The sequence below is a fragment of the Tardiphaga sp. 862_B3_N4_1 genome, from assembly GCF_051811085.1.
GTDB lineage: Bacteria > Pseudomonadota > Alphaproteobacteria > Rhizobiales > Xanthobacteraceae > Tardiphaga > Tardiphaga robiniae.
Genome location: NZ_JBPWQB010000001.1, coordinates 2326587 through 2346207, shown reverse-complemented (window position 1 = coordinate 2346207; position 19621 = coordinate 2326587). Strand labels below are relative to the sequence as shown.

Below are 19621 nucleotides of genomic sequence, written 5' to 3'. Positions count from 1 at the left end.
GGGAGAGAAGCCTTGAACGAACAGTTGCACCCCGCAGCTCCTCATCATCTGCCATTCTTCGTTCCCGGTGCCGACGGAGCGGATACCCTGATGGTAGTGATGGGATTTTTTCTCGTAGCGACAGTGCTATGGGCCGGTACGTTGTACTGGAAGCTGCACAGTCTACCCGAGCGCATGGCCCACAAAACACAAAAACTGCAGATGGAGATCGTAGCGGTCCTTGGACTGATCTCGCTGTTCACTCACATGCATATTTTCTGGGTTGCGGGATTGTTGCTCGCCATGATCGACCTGCCGGATTTCGGTACGCCGATGCGCAGCATTGCCGATTCTGTCGAGCGCATTGCAAATGCTACGCCGGGTGCACTTCCCGCTGAAGCCGAGGTTGACCCTGTAACCGGCGGCAAGCTCGGTGTTCAGGCCTTGATGAAGGAAGGGTTACACGACCATGCTTGAACTCATGATCTGTTCACTGGTTACCATCCTTCCAGATTATCTCTATCGCCGCTACCGGCAGGGAAAGCGGTTCGGCAAAGAAATCACTTTCTTCTCTGTCTGGTATGAACTGAGGTGGGGAATCACTGGCTGCCTGATGTTGACGATCGGGCTGATCACGATGATCTTCTATTTTCATCCATCCACAACGTCGGCGGCGATCTACTTCCGGACGGTACCAATTCTCCCTGAGGGCTCCGGTCGTGTCGCTGAGGTGAATGTCGGATTCACTGCTAATGTTAAGAAGGGCGATGTTCTGTTCCGACTGGATAGTTCGACGCAGAACGCAGCACTGGAGACCGCCAAGCGAAAAATCGCTGAGGTGGAGGCGTCGCTTATTTCGGCACAAACCGACATTGCCAAGGCGGATGCCCAGATCGCTGAAGCAAGAGCGTCGCACCAGCAGGCCAAAGATGAACTGGAAGTCAAGACCGAGCTGCAACGTCGAAATCCAGGCATCGTACCACAGCGCGATATCGAGAAGCTCCAGGTACTGGTGGATCAACGGCAGGCCGGTATCGATGCAGCGACAGCGGCTAGGGAATCTTCGCTGTTGCGCGTTTCCATTCTCCTGCCGGCTGAGAGAGCAAGCGCCGAAGCTGCGCAGGCACAAGCGCAGGTGGATGTCGATAAGACCTATGTGCGAGCGGGCGTCGATGGTCGCGTTGAACAATTCCTCGTTCGCACCGGCGACGTCGTCAATCAGTTGATGCGGCCGGCCGGAATCCTGATACCTGACGGCGCAGGCCGCAATAGTCTACAGGCAGGATTTGGCCAGATCGAAGCCCAGGTGATGAAGCCTGGTATGGTCGCGGAAGCCACTTGCATCTCGAAGCCGTGGGTCATCATTCCGCTGGTCGTCACAAGCGTGCAGGATTTCATCGCCGCCGGCCAGTTCCGGTCCGGCGAGCTTTTGATCGATCCGCAGAACCTGCAAAGGCCCGGTTCAATTCTCGCCTTTCTGGAGCCGCTCTACAAAGGTGGCCTCGAGGGGGTTACGCCGGGTAGCGCGTGCATTGTCAACGCCTACACCAGTAATCATGATGTCATTGCCGATCCGAAAACCGGCGCAGTGAAGGCATTTCTACTGCACGCCGTAGATGCGACCGGGCTTGTACATGCATTGCTACTGCGAATCCAAGCGTTGCTGTTGCCCATCAAGACACTGGTGTTGAGCGGCCACTGAGAAGAGATACAATGATCACGCTTCAAAAACTTGTCGTCCTTGCATCGATTGCGACTTCTGCTGCATTGCTGGCACCGCAGAGTGCAAAGGCGATCGAACTTGCTGGTGCCTGGGCGACAAGCGCGGATCAATGTAACAAGGTATTTACCCGCAAGGGACGTGCGAAACAGATCGCCTTCACGAGTTTCTCTGGAGTGTATGGCGGCGGATTTATCGCTGAGGCGGATCGCTTAAGGGGAAAACACGAGATTTGCAAAATAGCGTCCAAGAAGGAAAGCGATCGAACGATCAATCTGATCGCTGCTTGCGCCTCGAGCATTATGCTTTCGCACGTCCAATTCATCCTGAACGTGGTCGATGAAAACACGATATCTCGCGAGTTTCCGGGAATGGTGGATATGAAAGTGACATACCATCGTTGTCAGATTTAGCGGATTAACGTTCGACGATAAGCTTGACTTGGATCAACAGAAGGCGACGTGGCTTGTGGCTGGGTGAGGTTGATCAACGGAGAAATGCTATGAACAAGAGAACGCAGTTTCGTGGTAAGGTTAATTTCTTTGCAAATGTGACTGTGGTCGCTACCTTCATCGCATTCGCGGCCCAGCCGGCGAGAGCGGACGATCCCGCAAAATTGCTTAAGGCAATGGCCGACTACACGGCCGCGCAGAAGTCGATCTCTGCGACGTTCGAGAGTGATATCGAGGTCGTGACACCAGAGCTGGAGAAGATCCAGTTCACGAGCTCTGGAAAGCTGCAGCTATCGCGACCGGACAAGCTTCGGATCAGCCGAACGGGCGGTTACACTGACGTCGACTTAATTTACGACGGAAAGACTGCGTCGATCTATGGCAACAATGCGAAGGCATATGTGCAGGCCGACATTGTCGGGTCGATCGATCAACTGGTCGACCTGATCCAGGCGAGATCGGGCGCTGCAATGCCGGGAACGGACTTGCTCCTTACAAATACCTACGACGTATTGATGTCCAATGTCATCCTGTCCCAGCACATCGGGCAAGGTATGATCGATGGTGTCGAATGCGAGCATCTTGCGTTCCGCGGTGTTGATACTGACTGGCAGATCTGGATCGAGAGTGGGGCGCGGCCTGTCCCTCGGAAATATGTGATCACCAGCAAGGCTGTGGCCGGGGCGCCGCAATACACATTACGGATCAGAGACTGGAAAAACGATGCTGTCGCGGATGCCGACACGTTTGTATTCAAGCCACCTGCCGGCGTGACGAAGGTCGATCTGGATTCCAGCGCTATGGCTGAGTTCGATGAAGTCCCCCCCGGCACACCATCAGGAGCAAAGAAATGAGATCAGTGCCAAAGGTGATTATGGTGACCGCCGCCCTCACGTCGTTTGCAGTGGGGTGGTCGTGGAGTGGCGAAGACGTCATAACGCGTGGAGTGTTCTCCACTGCTGAGGCCAGAGTTGGGCGACCGCTGACGCCGATGAGCTATGCGGGTGTAGCGCGCCGAACCACGCGCCGGGCCGTCGCCGTAGGCGCTGCAGGCGTTGCAGCCGGCGCCTACTATGGCTCATCATGCAGGCAAGTCGTGGATGCTTATGGGCGGGTCACGACGGTCTGTTGAGATCTGGGCTGCCTGGCCGGCTGTTGCAGAAACTCGCATGCGCTGACACTGTATAACGGTGACAGTTTGCGGGTCTCTGACGGTTGGGGAAGAGGATGAGACGACGATTCCCTATTGTTGTCTTATATCTACAAAGTTTAATCGTGCGTCGCTTAATCGTGCGTCTCTGTGTCTGCGTTCTGGTCTGGATGTCGGTTCAGCTGCAACCTGTCGACGCTACTGAGCGCAGCGAAGTAAAGCGCGTGCTGCTGCTGCATTCGTTCGGCCGGGAATTTCGTCCCTGGAGCGAACATGCAAGGAGCATCAAGGCAACGCTCGAGCGGCTATCGCCGTGGCCGCTGGACATCCAGGAACATGCGCTGCTCACGGCGAGGCTCAATAACCCGGGTCCGGAAGCACCGTTCGTCGACTATTTGAACTCGCTCTACCATGGCCGTCCACCTGATATCGTGTTGAGCATCGGAGCGCCGGCGGCAAGATTCGTTCAGAAGTATCGCGAGCAACTTTTTCCCGAGGCACCAATGGTTTTGACGGTGGTGGAGCAGCGGCTGGTCAACCGCGTGAACGTCACAGACAACGATACCGTCATCTCGGTCCGCAATGATTTTCTGGCCGCGTTCAAGAATATTCTTCAGGTCATGCCGGAAACTCAGACGATTGCCGTCGTGATCGGTGCCTCAGCATTGGAGAAGTTCTGGCTTGAGGAGCTAAAAAGGGAACTGAAGCCGTTAGAGAAGCGGGTCGCCTTTGTCTATTATGCCGATCTTCCGTTCACGGAAATTCTCAAGAGAGCGTCTGCGCTTCCGCCGCACACCGTCCTGTTCTGGGGCTTGATGTCTATCGACGCTGCCGGTGTCAGCCATGAAGGCGACCTTGCCTTGCGTAGCCTTCATGCAGTCGCCAATGCGCCGATTTTCTCCTACCAGGAAGCCTTTTTCGATCCAGAAACCGTTGGCGGCCCGATGCATTCAATCGCCGAAACCAGCAGGCAGACTGTCAACGCCGCGATTCGAATCCTTGGTGGCGAGAAGCCGGGGAACATCAAAGTCGAGCCGATTGAATTCGCTGCGCCGAAATTCGACTGGCGGCAAATGCAACGCTGGGGCATCAACCAGAGCAATCTGCCGCCGGGTAGCGAGATCCTGTTTCGCGAGCCCGATATTTGGGCGCAGTATCGCTGGCAGATTCAGCTGATTGCAGCCGTGATTCTGATCCAAACGGGGTTGATCAGCGGCTTATTGCACGAACGTCGCCGGCGACGCCTTGCCGAGATCGAGTCACGACAGCGGCTGGCGGAACTTGCGCACGTCAACCGCTATTCGGCCGCCGGAGAGTTGACGACCTCTATTGCGCATGAGCTGAACCAGCCGCTTGGCTCCATTCTTACAAATACAGAGACAGCGGAGCTTTTGCTGAAGGGGGCCTCTCCGGATCTTGCCGAAGTCAGGGAAATCCTTGCCGACATCAGGCGTGATGATCAACGGGCCAGCGAAGTGATCCGCCGGCTCCGCAGCGTACTGAAGAAAACGCCGTTCGAGGTCCGCGATATCGATTTGAACGATACGGTGCGGGAGGCGATCGGGCTTGTGGAAGCAGTGACTGATCGACGCGGCATTGCGCTAAGGTTTGGTGCCGCTTCGGGCGATTTGTACGTCAAGGGCGATCCGGTTCAGCTGCAACAGGTCATTCTCAACCTGATCATTAATGCAATGGACGCAATCTCCGATGCCGACGATAAAGAGCGCGAAGTCAACATATCGACGGCCCGGCTGAACGCGTACGCCGAAATCAAGATTAGCGACACCGGTCCAGGAATCGTGGTCGCGGATATCCGGAGCATCTTCAACCCATTCTTCACGACCAAGGCGCAAGGCTTGGGTATGGGACTCGCCATCGCCCGTACTATCGTAGAGGCGCACCGAGGGGAGATCTCTGCCGCAAATCAAGTATCAGGCGGCGCGCTGTTTGTGATCAAAATCCCACTCGCTCTCGCGCAGTCGTCCACGGCATGAAGTCAGAGATCCTCCAACGTCGCGGTCACTGGAAATTCGGCTTTCCTTGATCTTGATCAAAGGACCTTCTTCCCTTCCGTCGATGTTTGCTGCAGGGAACCCCGAAGGAGGGTGTGATGTTCTGCTGCCGCAAGATTCTGTTCGCGCTTGCACTGGTGATGGCGATCCCTGTCGCTGTCTCGGCCCAGACGGTTGACAAGGCAGCCGCTCCAGACGTTCCGGCGAGCCGACCAACGCCGAGCGTCGAGCTGCTAAAGCCAGAGCAACTTGAGGCGCTGGTCGCACCCATTGCGCTTTATCCCGACGAACTGCTCGCGAATATCCTGGCAGCATCGACCTACCCGCTGGAGGTAGTGCAGGCGGATCGTTGGGCCAAGGAACGCAAGTCGCTCAAGGGTGACGCGCTGAAGGAAGCGGTCGACAAGCAGGCGTGGGACGACAGCGTCAAGGCTCTGGTCAGCACTCCGGACGTCCTGGCGATGATGAGCGACAAGGTCGATTGGACAAAGAGCCTCGGCGATGCGGTGCTCGCTCAACAGCCGGATGTCATGGATGCGATCCAGCGGCTGCGGGCGAAAGCCTATGACAACAAAAAGCTCGTGACCACCAAGCAGCAAAAGGTCAGCGTTAAGGCCCAGGAAAGCAAGCAGGTGGTCGTGATCGAACAGGCGGATCCTGCGGCGGTTTATGTACCGTATTACGATCCGGCAACGGTGTACGGGACCTGGCCCTATGCGGAATATCCACCGTATTACTTCGGGTACCCGTCCTATATCGGCGCGGGTGTTGTCGCGGCGGGTGTCGCCTTCGGCACCGCATGGGCAATCGGGCGTTGGGGCAACTACTGGGGCGGTGGCTTCAACTGGGGTAACCGCAACGTCTATGTCAACCATCGCACGACCAATGTTGGAAACGGTTGGCAGCACAACCCGGCGCACCGCCAGGGCGTGCGCTACAACAACGCTAACGTTCAGCAGCGCTTCAGCAACAACAATCTGAAGGCGGGCGCCTCGAACCGGATGGATTTCCGTGGTCGCGACGGGCAGCAGGTGCTGCGTCCGAACCAGGGCGCTGGCGATCGCGCGGGAGATCGAGGCGGCGTTGGCGCCGGCACACGAGATCGGCCGGGAGGTGGAGATCGCGCCGGCGTTGCGGACCGGGCCAAAGGCGGCGCCGATCGCGCGAAGGCTGGCAATCGCGCCAAAGGCGGCGGTGATCGTGCGAAGACTGCCAACCGCAGCGGGGCCGGCGCGGCCGGGCGTGGCGGTGGAAATCGTGGCGGTGCAATGAATGTGTCGTCCGGCCGCGCGGCGGCGGCGGCGTCTGCACGCGGGCGGGCCAGCATGGCGAGCATGCCGCGCGGCGGCGGCGCAAGCTTCGCTGGTGCGCGCGGAGGCGGCGGCTTTCATGGCGGTGGCGGCGGTGGTTTCCGTGGCGGCGGCGGCGGTGGGCGGCGGTCTGACATCGCTCTGAAGCATGACGTTGTCCTGCTCGGCCATCTCGCCAACGGTCTCGGCTACTATCGCTTCAGCTATCTCGGCGGCCAGAAGGCCTATGTCGGCGTGATCGCGCAGGAAGTCGAAAACGTGGTGCCAGATGCCGTGAGGCGGGGCAGCGACGGCTACCTGCGGGTGAAGTATGAGGCGCTCGGTCTGACGTTCCGCACCTATCGGGATTGGCTTGCAAATGGCGCAAAAATCCCTTCGGAGATGTCGCCATGATCGTTTGGACGTCAATCCATCGCGCTGCATCGACAACTGCGGCGGCTGTCGTGGCGCTGGCTCTCATGGGCTCGGTGTCGGAAGCGCAACAATCCTTTCCAACGCCGGAGGCTGCTGCAGCGGCGCTTGCCATCGCGGTCAAGGGTGACGCTAGCGATATTCTAAAGGTCCTCGGCAAGGCAGCCGATGACATCGTGTCGTCCGGTGACGAGGTGGCCGACGCTGACACGCGTCTGCGCTTCACGTCCATGTATGACGCCAAGCATGCGATCAAGACGGAGGGCAACAAGAGAGCTACCTTGATGCTCGGTACGGACGACTTTCCGTTCCCGATTCCACTCATCAACACCAAGACAGGTTGGGAGTTCGATACTGAAGAGGGCCGCATCGAGGTCCTGTATCGCCGGATCGGCCGTAACGAACTTGATGCGATCCAGACCAGTCTCGCCTATGTCGACGCCCAGAACGAATATGCCGAGAAGGATCGCGGCGAGGGCGCTGGCGTTTATGCACAGCGGATTGTATCGACGCCGGGCAAGAAGGACGGGCTGTTTTGGCGTGATGATGGCGATCCGAGCCCGTTGGGTGCGTTGGTCGCAGAAGCTTCAACTGAAGGCTACCAGGTCGGTGAAAAGCCGCAGCCGTATCACGGCTACTACTTTCGCATACTGAAAGGACAGGGGGCCAATGCTCCCGGCGGCGCGCTGATCTATTTGGTGAAAGGCAAGATGATCGGCGGCTATGGACTAATCGCCTGGCCTGCCGAATACGGAAATTCCGGCGTCAAGACGTTCGTGGTCAATCATGCCGGGACGGTCTACGAAAAGGATCTCGGACCGCAGACCGACCGGATCGTGAGGCGCATGTCCTTGTTCGATCCGGACCAGACCTGGAAGAAAGTCGATGCAGAAAAGCCCTGAGCGCGGGATATCTGCTTTGCGTCTGCTCGTGATGCATCTGACGGCGGTTGTACTGCTCACATCGACTGTTCCGGTGACGCCGTCCCGGGCTCAGGCATCCGGCTATGTTCGGGTAAAGCTGTTGAAGGCGGGGCTGGTCTTGGGAGCGGGCGGCGGCAGCGGCATCGTGACATATCGCGGCCGGGACTATCCATTCAGGGTATCCGGCCTGAGTCTCGGGTTTGCAGCGGGAGTGTCCGTCATTCGACTGACAGGATGGGCCTCGGGCATAAGGCAGATCAGGGACTTTGCCGGCACCTATAGCTCTGTTGGGGGTGGAGGCGCCTTCGTTGGCGGGATGGGCGGCGTTCAACTAACGAATGGGCAGGGTGTAAGGATTGCCTTGCGCGGACCCCGCGCGGGAGTGGAGCTTGCTGGAAATATCGGCCAGATCACAATTTCCCTGAAGGAGTGACGAGCGGATAGTCACGACGTAATCGGTTTGATTTCGTAAGAGGTGCGCACTCAGTATGAATTTATCGAAAGCGCCTGAAAGGCCTTATCTATTCTTGGTGCGGTCCGCAGAAATTGGCTGGGGATTAGTGCTGTCACGTAAACTATCCACTATTCGCGGTAAGGCCTTGATCTGCCGACAGTGCCCCTGGGTGTTCGCATTTCTGCTGTTCGCGCCGTCTGCTGTCACTGCTCTCCCGCTTACTTCGTTTCGCTATGAGACGCAGGCGCGGGAGCATTGCCATGAAGATACTGTTGTTTGGCTCGATTATCGCGACGAGGTCTATTACCTCAAGCGGCAGAGAAAATACGGGCGAGGCATGACGGGAAGTTTCGGTTGCGAGAAAGAAGCTCGGGGTAGTGGTTTTCGACGATCGCTTCTTGGGAGACGGTGAACGCCGATTCGCCGGGATGACCGACTACAGCGGGACGAGGATAAAATCTATCCTACTGGCGATTCAGACGCGTACGGCGGGCGCTGACGGTTCTCGTCCAAACCTCATGAAATTTCCTGGCTGAAGTCTTGTCGATATGCGGACCGATCAAGGCCGTCATAGCGAATGTGAGATCGTCGTAGTCGATCTCGCAGGTTTCGGCTCGCTGCTTAGGCAAGATGTCGTTCGCGACGATATCGGCAAACAGCTTCTTGTCCGCGCCGTAAGCGATACACAAAACATTGAAAGCTCGCTGGGCCGGCATCGAATGCTCGTCCGAGAACTTATCGCGATTGGACAGGGGCTCCGCTTCCGGAAGCTCCTTTGCGCGAAGATAGGCTGCGCCGAGGATCATTCTGCGGGCCTCGGCTTTGCTGAGCCGGAGCATGACGTAAGCGGAGAACTGATCGGCCGCATCCTCCTCCCGGCCGATGACAGGGATTTGCAGCATGTCGAAAACAGCATGTCCGGTCTCGTGCAGGAAAACGTCGAGCGCTGGACCGAGAATTGTGTCGGCTTTGGAGACCCCAGCAGGGAGATCGCGCGTCGTCGCATTCTTCAGAATCTCTGCCAGCAGTTCGTAGCACAACGTGACGACCTCATCTCCGTACCAGGCATCGGGAACGCCGTCGCAACTCGCGACTTTGAGTGTGAGCGGATGGGGAAGGCGGAGAGGGCTCAGCAATTGCTGCAGGAGTTCAAGGGCTCGGCCTTGCTTGATCTGATCGTAGATCGCTTGGTGCGACGGATCTGTTGGCCGAATATACTTGTATCGGATCTGGTCAGGCTTGGCTCGCGGCGCAGCATCTACGCTGCCGATGGCGGCCATGGCGCCGAGGAGTATTGCGGTCACTGCGGCAAGCGATCGGCTCAACAAGCCGCTCCGTACTACATCCGAAACGGTCGTCCGATGGGATTGCAGATGGTCGACCTGTGGCGACATGTTCGACCTGCTTTTAAGGGGTCTCTTCGCTCTTCGAGCAGCTCTCTCGTTCGCTTGATGCGGGCGGAGACGTTCGCCAGCCTTGCATCGACTTACGGCTTGCGAGTACAGGACTATCCGCAGGGTTTGGGCAACAGAGATTTGATTTTCAAGAATGGCGCGTTGAATTTGAGCTATCATCTCAGTTGTTAGAAGTGCGCCCGCGAGCAAGCGGCAGCCGCAAGCGCTTTACTTGCCGGCCCGCGCCGGGTGCCAGGGCGTGCTGGCATGCAGATCGCGGTGGCCTGGAAGCTCCGCGACCGCAATTATGAGAATGGCGACAACGAGCCGGGCAGCCGCGGCATACCGACGTCTACCGTCTCACCCCGACGCGATTGACGCCACCATTCATGTTGCCACCGGCGTTATGACGAACCGCAGCGCGCGCCACCGGACGTGCCCTAAGCGCGACGCCCGCGCGGGCAACACAACCTGAAGGATAGCTGACGTATTGGCAATAAACGACCGCGTTGGCTGGCGCCGGATTGAGAGTGAGGCCTGCAGACCCCAACAGGGCGCTCGCAATAATACCGGCAATAGTCGCCGACTTGATTGATGGACTTTTCCTCGGGTGCATGGCCGCACTCCCTCTTTCACGCTTGCGTCACCGAAGGGTGACTGGTGGAGACGCCTGTGGGGCGCGTTACTATAGCGTGAATGCTTGAAGCTCGCAGACGTTGACCTAGATCAAAGGTTTTGTCTCCGACCCGACCGGCGGCACCGTTGCCAAAGATGACGCGCTGTGGCGCTACTGCTGAGAGTCGGGAACGCGATTCATCGTCATGGGTCCGCAGGTTCTGTGGAGGGGACTGAGTTGGGACTGTGCGACCGCAACTGTTGACGATATCTGGCTTGAGAAAGGCCGTGGTTTTAATGCAAGGATAATACGCTGCCATGGCGACTGATCCAGCAGCCAAGCAAAATGACATGTACAGCAGACATGGAAAGCGGTCACTGATTTTTCCATGACTTCGGTGCTTCTGCGCGAAGCGCCGGCGGCACGCTCAGACCGAGTTGCTTGGCGCTATTGACGTCGATGGATAATTCATACTTCGGTGCTAATGGGTTTGCGGATGCTGGCGTCGAGCAGTAGCTGAATCTTTCGACCGCCGTAGGGAGGACCGAGACGATGAAAATCACTTTGGCGACCATCGCACTGCTCCCGATAATCGTGACGGTGCAGATGCAGATGCAGATGCAGACGCTGACGGACGCCGAATCGACGTTCCTAGACCAACTTGCTACCGCAGCCGCGGTGCTCGAACAACGGTGCACCGGCTACGAGGCCAATGGCGTCGGCGGCGTCCAACAAGGGGCCAAGCTTCTCGGGAGCGCTGATGCGGCGATGGCAATGATCGAAGCTTATGACGCTGCTATAAAGGCCCACGATGCCAAGGATTACGACCGAAGTAAATTCCGTCCTGAAGTATCAGAGGCGGCTGGAAAAACGACCAATCGAGTGCTCGCGGCCTTGAGGAGAACGCCTAAAGTGGCGTGCGCCGATTACGGCGACATAAGCGTGGAACACGGCATGCTAAGGAGGTATTGAACTGCCGTGCCGACGCCGTGACAAGAATTGTGTCGGCTTTGGAGACCCCAGCAGCAGAGAGATCGCGCGTCGTCGCATTCTTCAAAATCTCTGCCAGCAGTTTGTAGCATAATGTGACGACCTCATCTTCGTACCAGGCGTTGGGAACGCCGTCGCAACTCGCGACTTTGAGTGTGAGCGGGTGGGGCAGGCGGAGAGGGCTCAGCAATTGCTGCAGGAGCTCGAGGGATCGGCCTTGCTCGATCTGATCGTAGATCGCCTGGTGCGACGGATCCGTTGGCGCAACATACTTGTATCGGATCTGGTTGGGCTTGGCTCGCGTCGCTGCATCTACGCTGCCGACGGCGGCCAAGGCCGCGAGGAGCATTGCGGTCACAATTGCGGTCGCTGGGGCAAGCGTTCGGCTCAACAGGCCGCTCCGTATCGCGTCCGAAGCGGTCGTCCGATAGGATTGCCGATGGTTGGGCTGTGGCGACATGTTGGTAAGCCGATTCGAGCGTGGAGATTGCGCCTGTTATTTCTGATCTCGGTCCGATGCGCCGAACGCCGCACGATAGATTGCCCAGTAGGCGACACCGACAAAGCCGGCGCCGCCTATGATGTTGCCGAGCGTTACCGGCAACAGATTGTGGAATATCGCGGACATTGTGATGGATGAAGTGTCGAAATTCGCTGGCGCGTGACCGGTCTGGACTAGCAGCCACGCCAGGGGGAGGAAATACATATTGGCAACGCAGTGTTCGAACCCGGCTGCTATGAAAGCAGACACCGGCAGGATGACTGCAACGATCTTGTCGGTAACTGACCGGCCAGCATAAGCAAGCCACACCGCCGCGCAAACGAGCACGTTGCAAAGGATGCCTTTGAAGAACAGTGTCATCATATCGGGGCGAATTTTTCCGGCGGCCGTATTCAGTATCGAAAGGCCGATGCGGCCATCATTCATGTCCGGGTGATGAGAGAGAAAGACCAGTACAACCAGTCCAAGTGATCCGAGGAAATTTCCGAGATAGACGATGGCCCAGTTGCGGAGCATCGCCGCCGTAGATACCTTTCCGCTCGCCCACGCCATCACGATCAGGTTGTTGCCCGTGAACAACTCGGCGCCTCCAACTAGAACAAGCGCAAGTCCGAGGGAGAACACTAACCCGCCGACGACGCGCACAGTGGCGAAGCTGAGATCTGCGTCGCTGGCAATGATCGTGTAGTAAAGGGCGCCGAAGCCGACGCTACCGCCCGCGATGACCGCCAGCATGAAGGAGGCCAGGAACGGTAGCGCTGCCTTCTTTATACCGACCTTTTCTACAGCTTCCTTGATTTCTGCCGGGCTGTAAGCCTGCAGATTGAAGATAGCCGGTTGCGGCGCGGGGGTCCGATCGGGCATTCCTGCTTCTCCTCGATCGTCGTCACTGGCGCTATTGCCCGCCTGTACTGCCTATCGTCAAAAGCCCGACGATCTGCGCCGCGATCACTTTCAAAAGTGTCATCGATGGGAAGATCATGGCGTAGCCGATGTCTGGGCGTTCGGTCGGCGCCATTTTCGTTGAATAGACCAGGATGGCAGGGTTTCCAGTTGCGCCGGATGCCACGCCGACCAGGTCATCGTATGGGATCTTCAGAATGTAGTGGCCGACAACGAGGACGATGAACACTGTCGTCAGAAGTATGGCAACGCCGATGAACAGCATTGTGAATCCCGATTCCGCTACGGTGCGGACGAAGGGCTGTCCGGAATTCACCCCAACAGTTGCGAGAAAAATCGCGAGACCGAAGTTCCGAAGAACGATGTTCGCTGGCAGAGGCATGGTCCAAAGCATCGGTCCGGTGCGGCGGAGCTTGCCGAGAACGAGCGCAACGATTAGCGGGCCGCCGCCGATGCCGAGCGTCACAGTACCCACGCCCGGAATCGGAATAGGGATCAGACCGAGAAGGACGCCCATCACCATGCCGAGACCGAGCGAAACATAGCTGAAGTCAGCAGTCGCCTTGATGGAGTCACCAAAATGTTTGCGGATGTCTTCTTTCTTGTCCGGCGGCGTCAGCACTCCGACGCGGTCGCCAAACTCCAGCATGAGGTCGGGAGATGGAACGAGGTCAGCATCGTAGCGCCGCACGTGCAAGATGTGCGCTGGCACGCCGGGCGGCATCGGCAGCTTCGAAAGCGGTACGCCGACCGTGCTGGCCTTGCCAACGAAGACCCGGATGTAATCGAGGTCGGCGCGGTCGCTCGCGAGCCGGCCCGGTTCGAGTCGGCCAAGACGTTCAGCCGCCAGTGCGATTTCCTCTTTGCGATCGGCGACGACGAGCAGGGCGTCTCCCGCATTCAGAATGGTGCCGTCGGTCGGAACGACGTTGCGGCCGTTCTGGCGGACCATCGTGATCTGCAGCTCGGCGAGAGAGTCAGTGGCGAGGTCTCCAAGCGTGACACCGGAAAAGTTCTCGCCGATAGTGATTTCGCCCATATGAAAATGCTGGGCCTTGGGCGGGAACTTGGGCTTAACGAGCCTGGTCATGAAATAGATGCAGAGAATTGGACCGATGACGCCAAACGGATATGCGATTGAATATCCGATCGACGGGTCCTTGTTCTTCATGACGTCGAGCGCGGCCTGTAGTGATGCCGTGCTTGTCATCGATCCCGCATAAAGCCCAAGGGTATGACCAATTTTGATGTTGAATATTTGCCCCAGCCCGAGCGCTACGGCCAAGCCGGTGAGGCACGCAACGAGGGCGAGCAGATTGTATTTCTGCCCAACTCCGCTCATGCCTTCGAAAAATTGACGGCCGTAGAGGATGCCGATCCCGTAGAGGAACATGATTAGACCGGTCAGTCCGATCGGACCAATGATCTGGGCTTTTGGCGCAAAGGCCCCGATCCCGAGGCCGACAAAAAGAACGGCTCCGACGCCCATGGAAAATCCGGCGATGCTGATCTGGCCGACGAGGTAGCCTAATCCAATAGCCAGAAAAGCCGTCAAGATTGGCTGGCTGCCGATGATGTCGCGCGCAAAATCCATCATGTGTCTTACTCCCAAATCTGCTGAACAATTGTTTGATCAGCGTGCTTGACATCCCGCAGCACGGAACTGTCCGAGCACCCGGTTCACCAGATCCGGACTGGGCGGTAGCGTGTCAGCAAGTTTGTATTCGAGACCCATCGCTTTCCACTTGAACGCGCCCATCTGGTGGAAAGGTTGCACTTCCACCCATTCGACATTCTTCATCGGCGCGACAAATCGCGCGATGCCATCGACATTCGCCGGATCGTCATTCTCGCCGGGAACGAGGGTGAAGCGAACCCAGACCGGCTTCGACATCGACGCCAAGCGCTCGGCAAAACGAAGCGTTGGCGCGATGTCGCGGCCGGTAGTTCGACGATGTGTTTCGGGATCCGAACTCTTGATGTCGAGAAGAACGAGGTCGATTTCGGACAGATAGGTATCGTCCGCGTGATCGCCGAGGAAGCCGGAGGTCTGCACAGCCGTGTGCAGGCCCATCTTCTTGGCACCGGCAAATATTTGCTGGGTAAACGCGCGCTGTACCATCGGCTCGCCACCTGAGATGGTTAGTCCGCCGCCAAGTGCCCGAAGGGAGGGCGCGAAATCAGCAAGGCGGCGGAGCACGTGGGCGGCCGAGACGTAGGTGCCGTCCTTAAGGTGCCAAGTGTCTGGATTGTGACAATAGGTGCATCGCAGAAGGCAGCCCGAGACGAACAGCACGGTGCGCAAGCCGGGCCCGTCGTAGCGAGAGGACGTCTCATAGGAATGGCAGTATCCGAACGTGCCTTCCTGATCCTTGAATTTGTCCTCATCGGGCGCGTCGGGTGAAATCCCGACCCGGAGGTCATGACGACTTCCCGGCTCCAGTGTCTGCACCGTTGACATGGTGCACCTCGCTCAGATCTGGCCGTGGAAGGTGCGGCTGATCACGTCGCGTTGCTGCTCTGGCGTCAGTCGGACAAAATTCACAGCGTAACCCGAGACCCGGATCGTGAGTTGCGGATACTTGTCCGGGTTCTTCATCGCGTCCTCGAGGACCTCCTTGTCGATGACGTTCAGGTTCATATGAAACCCGCCTCGATCGAAATAGACGTCGAACGCCTTGACCGCTTCATCCACGAGTTGGTCTTCCGACAGATGAGCCTTCTGGGGAGCGACCGAAACTGTGTAGCTGATGCCGTCCTGCGCATCCTTGTAGGGTAGCTTTGCGACCGAGAGGCAGGACGCGAGCCAACCGTGGCTATCGCGTCCATGCATTGGGTTCGCACCAGGTCCGAACGGCTCTCCTTTCCGCCGTCCGTCCGGGGTATTTCCGGTGGCCTTGCCGTAGACGACGTTGGACGTAATTGTGAGCACGCTCTGGGTGTGTGTCGCGTTCCGGTAGGTCGGATGCTTACGGATCTTCTCCATGAAACGCGTGACGAGGCTAGAGGCGATCTGATCAACCCGGTCGTCGTTGTTTCCGAACTGCGGCGTCGACTTGTTACCCTCGTTCTGGTAGTCAACCACAAGTCCCGTCGCGTCTCGCACGACGCGTACTTTTCCGTACTTCATAGCGCTGAGACTATCGGCAACCACCGAGAGGCCTGCTATGCCGAACGCCATCGTCCGCAGGATGTCGCGGTCGTGAAGCGCCATCTCCAGACGCTCATAGAAGTACTTGTCGTGCATATAGTGGATGCAGTTCATGGCGTGGACGTAAATCTTGGCGAGCCACTCCATCGTCGTATCGAACTTGCCCATCACATCGTCGTAGTCGAGGAAGTCGCCCGCAACGGGCTGCGACTGAGGCGCGACCTGCTCGCCAGATACTTCGTCTCGGCCGCCGTTGATGGCATAGAGCAGTGCTTTCGCCAGATTGACCCGCGCTCCAAAGAACTGCATCTGCTTTCCGAGGCGCATTGCCGAAACACAGCAGGCAATGCCGTAATCGTCGCCCCAGAAAGGTCGCATCAAATCGTCATTCTCGTACTGAAGTGAGGAGGTGTCCTTGCTGACTCTCACGCAGTATCGCTTGAAGGGGGCGGGCATCTTGGTCGACCAGAGCACCGTAATATTCGGCTCGGGCGCCGGACCGAGATTGTAGAGCGTGTGCAGCATCCGGTAGCTGCTTCGGGTCACCAGAGCCCGCCCGTCCAAATCCATGCCGCCAACGCATTCGGTCGCCCAGTAGGGGTCGCCGCTGAACAACGCATCATAGTCAGGGGTACGGAGGAAGCGGACGATACGGAGTTTCTGGACAAGCTGGTCCCAAAGCTCCTGGGCCCCGGTTTCGTCCAGAATGCCGGCCTTCAGGTCGCGCTCGATGAAGATATCGAGGAAGCTCGATATACGGCCGATCGACATCGCAGCGCCGTTTGCCTCCTTGATCGCGCCAAGATAGGCGAAATACGTCCACTGGAATGCTTCATGTGCATTCGCTGCTGGCTTGGATACGTCGCTCCCGTAGAGCTTCGCCATTGCAGCCAGATCGCCGAGCGCACGCATCTGCTCCGAGAGTTCTTCGCGCATCCGAATGATTTCGTCGGTTGGCCACATGTCGTCGATCTGGGCGCGTTCTGCCTGCTTGACCTCAAGGAGACGGTCGATCCCGTAAAGAGCCAAACGGCGATAATCACCGATAATCCGGCCGCGCCCGTAAGAGTCGGGCAGACCGGTAACGATCCCGGATCTCCGACAGTTCATGATCTCGGGCGTATAGGCGTCGAACACGCCATCATTGTGCGACTTACGATACTTCGTGAATGCTTCGTGCACGCGCGCGTCAGGTTCGAAGCCGGCAGCTTGCAAACCGTTCTCAACCATCCTCAGGCCGCCGAAGGGGAAGATCGCTCGCTTGAAGGGCTGATCCGTCTGCAGGCCGACAATGACTTCGTTGTCGCGATCGATATAGCCAGCTTTGTGTGCCAGCATAGTGGAAGGAGAGGCCGCATCTACCGCAAGCACGCCCTTCTTTCTCTCATCCGAAAAGTAAGGCTGCAGTTTCGCCCATACCGCCTTTGTGCGCTGCGATGGAGCTGCCAGGAAATTCTCGCTACCGGTATAAGGCGTAACGTTCCGGACAATAAAATCGCGCACATTGATCGAAGTCTGCCAGTCTCCTGGCCGGAACCCCTTCCAGCAATCTTTGGTGTCAGCTTCCTTCCTGAGAGCAACACTTGCTTTCATGGTTTCCTCCGGTGCTTCCTCGGTCGCTGTGCCGATGGGGTGATTTTGCGCGAGCAAGTGTTTCGGATGTTGGTCCAGCCGGGCTACTGATGCTTGATCTAGATCAAGCCAACGCTGACCCAAGCGCAGTTGTGTCCACAGAGTTCTTACCTCTCCGTGGTCTTACCCGCCCGAGCGGTCACTCAGTTTAAGGGCGCTGGTCTTGCAGCGATGCGGCGGGACCGCCTGATATGTGCTGCGAACTTGTAGGGGAGAAACGGCTCTTGGCATTGTGTGAATTGAAAGAGGGTTCCGAATGGCTGAAACACCCAAACTCTCCGTAGAGAAAGCGTTGAGTAAACTGCGTGAGAACGATGCAAAATCGGATAGCGCAGTACGCGACGAAAAGAGCGATGCCCTGAATGAAGAAATAAAACGAATGAGAGCGCAGCGTCTGCGGCTAGGTCAGCAGCCGCCCAAGCGCGACTAGTGCCTGCGAGACAAAGACCTTGATCTCTTCCTTCTCGGGAGCTTCGCTGTGATTCCGAGCGAGCCGCCTTTAACGGACGCCTATCTGAGAACGCCAAAGGCCGCGGCGTTTGCCGGGATCATATTCTCGGTCCTGTTGTTTGCGGTGTTTGGGCTCATGCGGCTCTCAGTCCCCTCCGATCCTTTCGAACGGGGAGCTTGGCTTGCGGGGGACACTGCTTATGTCACGCTTGCCATGAACCTAGTGCCATTCGCCGGGATAGCTTTTCTATGGTTCGTGGGAGTTCTTCGCGATCGACTTGGGGCACGGGAAGATCGCTTTTTTGCTACGGTCTTCTTAGGAAGCGGATTTTTGATGTTGGCTATGCTCTTCGCCGCGGCCGCGGTTGTTGGTGCGATCATCATTGCCTTCCACGCGGCACCCGAGTTGCTCATTCACTCTGCGACGTTTCACTTCGGGCGCGGCCTGGCCTACGGGATGGTCAACATCTATTTGGCGAAGACGGCGGCCGTCTTCATGATCACGACATCGACTATTGCTATCTATACCCGTTTGACGCCGCGTTGGCTCGCGGTCGGCGGATATTTCATCGCAGCTGTTCTTTTGCTTGGAAGTAATTACTTTGATGGAAGCTTGCTCGTTTTCCCACTGTGGGTCTTGGTCGTCAGCGCGTCCGTCCTGTACGACAGGCGGCCCGTTCCTAGTTCGGAGGCGCTGCCGCCGCAAAATTAAGGCGTATTGGTTTATTGATGGTAGCACAGACGCAAGGCCGTCATCGCTATCGCATCATAGATGGAGCATGTCGATGTGGATACTGATGTACGTCTTTTCCTACTCAGTTAGCCCTGCGGTGACAAGCGACAGATCGGAATGGAGACTTCTTCCAACTGTCGTGTTTCAGGAGTTCTCCAACGAGCAACGATGCGAGAAGGCCAAGCTGATGCTTGAAGGCAGCTTAAAGGAGGCGGGAGCCAAGTTGAAAAGCGGGCTTGAAGACCTGAAGAGTGTCGGTAAGGCCGACCCTGCGCAGATCATCATTGCGTTTAATGTGGAATGCCTTCCGAAATAGATCGTGCCGCCACGATATCGCTATCGTCTTACTCGACAGCCAGTACCGGCGATGAATAGATGAGCTCCACGAAATCACGACGTGCCTAAAGCGGTCACTCGATGCTCACTTCTTGTCCGTACTTTGGTGTTAGCAGCGATACTCTCTACCGCGGTCGTGGCATCTTGATGCCGAGCGCCCGTTCAACGCCGGACACCACCGTTGCGCGTGGGTTTATCGAACAATAGTCTTTCACCACCTTAGTGGCTTGCGCGAATTGATAGAGGTCGATGGTGTTATTGCGAACGCTCGCGTTGTAGTAGCCGCTCAGCCACATGGCGCCGGAGAAATCCTGGAAGCCGAGCTTAGTCAATTCACTGCAGCTCGACTTGCTCATGTCGACGACCATCTTGTCCTCTGCAGCGGCCGGCGCAACCAATGATGATATGACCGTGGTCGCAACCAGTAATTTATGCATGCTGCCCTCTGCATCGTTTCATACGCAACCAAGCGGCCGCGCTATGCCTCGGCGGGCAGATTCCGC

At 57.6% G+C, this 19621-nt stretch carries 20 protein-coding genes; 12 read left to right on the top strand and 8 right to left on the bottom strand.

Features of this window, described 5'->3' with window-relative positions; all coding sequences use genetic code 11:
• Positions 1-12 precede the first annotated feature (12 nt).
• From AB8B02_RS11055 to AB8B02_RS11020, 8 genes are all read left to right on the top strand, one after another.
• Positions 13-456 (top strand): hypothetical protein, encoded by a 444-nt coding sequence (locus AB8B02_RS11055; RefSeq protein ID WP_439061629.1) that lies wholly within the window; start codon positions 13-15, stop codon positions 454-456.
• Positions 449-1681, top strand: a complete 1233-nt coding sequence (locus AB8B02_RS11050) for an HlyD family secretion protein (RefSeq protein ID WP_439058450.1) — start codon at positions 449-451, stop codon at positions 1679-1681. The genes AB8B02_RS11055 and AB8B02_RS11050 overlap by 8 nt, the downstream gene beginning before the upstream one ends.
• Before the next feature lie 11 nt (positions 1682-1692).
• On the top strand, positions 1693-2112 hold the full coding sequence (locus AB8B02_RS11045) for a hypothetical protein (RefSeq protein WP_439058449.1): 420 nt from the start codon (positions 1693-1695) through the stop codon (positions 2110-2112).
• Between the two features lie 89 nt (positions 2113-2201).
• Positions 2202-3005: a DUF2092 domain-containing protein gene (locus AB8B02_RS11040; RefSeq protein WP_439058448.1), complete on the top strand. Its 804-nt coding sequence runs from the start codon at positions 2202-2204 to the stop codon at positions 3003-3005.
• A 466-nt stretch (positions 3006-3471) separates the two neighbouring features.
• Positions 3472-5295: a sensor histidine kinase gene (locus AB8B02_RS11035; RefSeq protein WP_439058447.1), complete on the top strand. Its 1824-nt coding sequence runs from the start codon at positions 3472-3474 to the stop codon at positions 5293-5295.
• A gap of 116 nt (positions 5296-5411) precedes the next feature.
• Positions 5412-7016, top strand: coding sequence for a DUF3300 domain-containing protein (locus AB8B02_RS11030; protein ID WP_439058446.1), 1605 nt, complete (start codon positions 5412-5414; stop codon positions 7014-7016).
• The gene (locus tag AB8B02_RS11025) at positions 7013-7936 is read left to right on the top strand and encodes a DUF2950 domain-containing protein (RefSeq protein WP_120289544.1); all 924 of its coding nucleotides are present in this window, start codon (positions 7013-7015) and stop codon (positions 7934-7936) included. The genes AB8B02_RS11030 and AB8B02_RS11025 overlap by 4 nt, the downstream gene beginning before the upstream one ends.
• The gene (locus AB8B02_RS11020; protein ID WP_120289546.1) at positions 7920-8390 is read left to right on the top strand and encodes a hypothetical protein; all 471 of its coding nucleotides are present in this window, start codon (positions 7920-7922) and stop codon (positions 8388-8390) included. Before AB8B02_RS11025 ends, AB8B02_RS11020 begins: the two co-directional genes overlap by 17 nt.
• Positions 8391-8875: 485 nt before the next feature.
• Here the strand turns inward: AB8B02_RS11020 and AB8B02_RS11015 are convergent, their stop codons facing one another.
• The 3 genes from AB8B02_RS11015 to AB8B02_RS11005 all read right to left on the bottom strand — a co-directional run bounded on the left by AB8B02_RS11015 (position 8876) and on the right by AB8B02_RS11005 (position 10996).
• Entirely contained in the window at positions 8876-9805 is a 930-nt protein-coding gene (locus AB8B02_RS11015; protein ID WP_439063926.1) for a DUF4344 domain-containing metallopeptidase, read from the bottom strand.
• A 352-nt stretch (positions 9806-10157) separates the two neighbouring features.
• Positions 10158-10421 carry a hypothetical protein gene (locus tag AB8B02_RS11010; RefSeq protein WP_120289550.1) on the bottom strand — a complete coding sequence of 88 codons (264 nt, stop codon included), beginning with the start codon at positions 10419-10421 and terminating at the stop codon, positions 10158-10160.
• A gap of 374 nt (positions 10422-10795) precedes the next feature.
• Positions 10796-10996, bottom strand: coding sequence for a hypothetical protein (locus tag AB8B02_RS11005; RefSeq protein ID WP_147421633.1), 201 nt, complete (start codon positions 10994-10996; stop codon positions 10796-10798).
• Between AB8B02_RS11005 and AB8B02_RS11000 the strand changes: the two genes are divergently transcribed.
• Positions 10974-11393 carry a hypothetical protein gene (locus AB8B02_RS11000; protein ID WP_439063925.1) on the top strand — a complete coding sequence of 140 codons (420 nt, stop codon included), beginning with the start codon at positions 10974-10976 and terminating at the stop codon, positions 11391-11393. The two genes, AB8B02_RS11005 and AB8B02_RS11000, sit on opposite strands and share 23 nt — an antisense overlap.
• Positions 11394-11907: 514 nt before the next feature.
• Here AB8B02_RS11000 and AB8B02_RS10995 read toward each other — a convergent pair.
• The 4 genes from AB8B02_RS10995 to pflB are packed head-to-tail and all read right to left on the bottom strand — an operon-like array spanning position 11908 to position 17560.
• Positions 11908-12777: a formate/nitrite transporter family protein gene (locus tag AB8B02_RS10995; protein WP_439058442.1), complete on the bottom strand. Its 870-nt coding sequence runs from the start codon at positions 12775-12777 to the stop codon at positions 11908-11910.
• 31 nt (positions 12778-12808) lie between these two features.
• Positions 12809-14413, bottom strand: a complete 1605-nt coding sequence (locus tag AB8B02_RS10990) for an aspartate:alanine exchanger family transporter (RefSeq protein WP_439058441.1) — start codon at positions 14411-14413, stop codon at positions 12809-12811.
• A gap of 36 nt (positions 14414-14449) precedes the next feature.
• A complete protein-coding gene (gene pflA, locus AB8B02_RS10985; RefSeq protein WP_439063924.1) occupies positions 14450-15277 on the bottom strand; it encodes a pyruvate formate-lyase-activating protein in 828 nt (275 codons plus the stop codon).
• Between the two features lie 12 nt (positions 15278-15289).
• Positions 15290-17560 carry a formate C-acetyltransferase gene (pflB, locus tag AB8B02_RS10980; protein ID WP_439058440.1) on the bottom strand — a complete coding sequence of 757 codons (2271 nt, stop codon included), beginning with the start codon at positions 17558-17560 and terminating at the stop codon, positions 15290-15292.
• A gap of 295 nt (positions 17561-17855) precedes the next feature.
• Here pflB and AB8B02_RS10975 point away from each other — a divergent pair, with 295 nt between their 5' ends.
• The 3 genes from AB8B02_RS10975 to AB8B02_RS10965 all read left to right on the top strand — a co-directional run bounded on the left by AB8B02_RS10975 (position 17856) and on the right by AB8B02_RS10965 (position 19098).
• On the top strand, positions 17856-18029 hold the full coding sequence (locus AB8B02_RS10975) for a hypothetical protein (RefSeq protein WP_170849664.1): 174 nt from the start codon (positions 17856-17858) through the stop codon (positions 18027-18029).
• 48 nt (positions 18030-18077) lie between these two features.
• Positions 18078-18761, top strand: coding sequence for a hypothetical protein (locus tag AB8B02_RS10970; RefSeq protein ID WP_439058439.1), 684 nt, complete (start codon positions 18078-18080; stop codon positions 18759-18761).
• 73 nt (positions 18762-18834) lie between these two features.
• A complete protein-coding gene (locus AB8B02_RS10965) occupies positions 18835-19098 on the top strand; it encodes a hypothetical protein (RefSeq protein WP_439058438.1) in 264 nt (87 codons plus the stop codon).
• Between the two features lie 145 nt (positions 19099-19243).
• Here AB8B02_RS10965 and AB8B02_RS10960 read toward each other — a convergent pair whose 3' ends face one another.
• Positions 19244-19555 (bottom strand): HdeA/HdeB family chaperone, encoded by a 312-nt coding sequence (locus AB8B02_RS10960; protein WP_439058437.1) that lies wholly within the window; start codon positions 19553-19555, stop codon positions 19244-19246.
• Positions 19556-19621 lie beyond the last annotated feature (66 nt).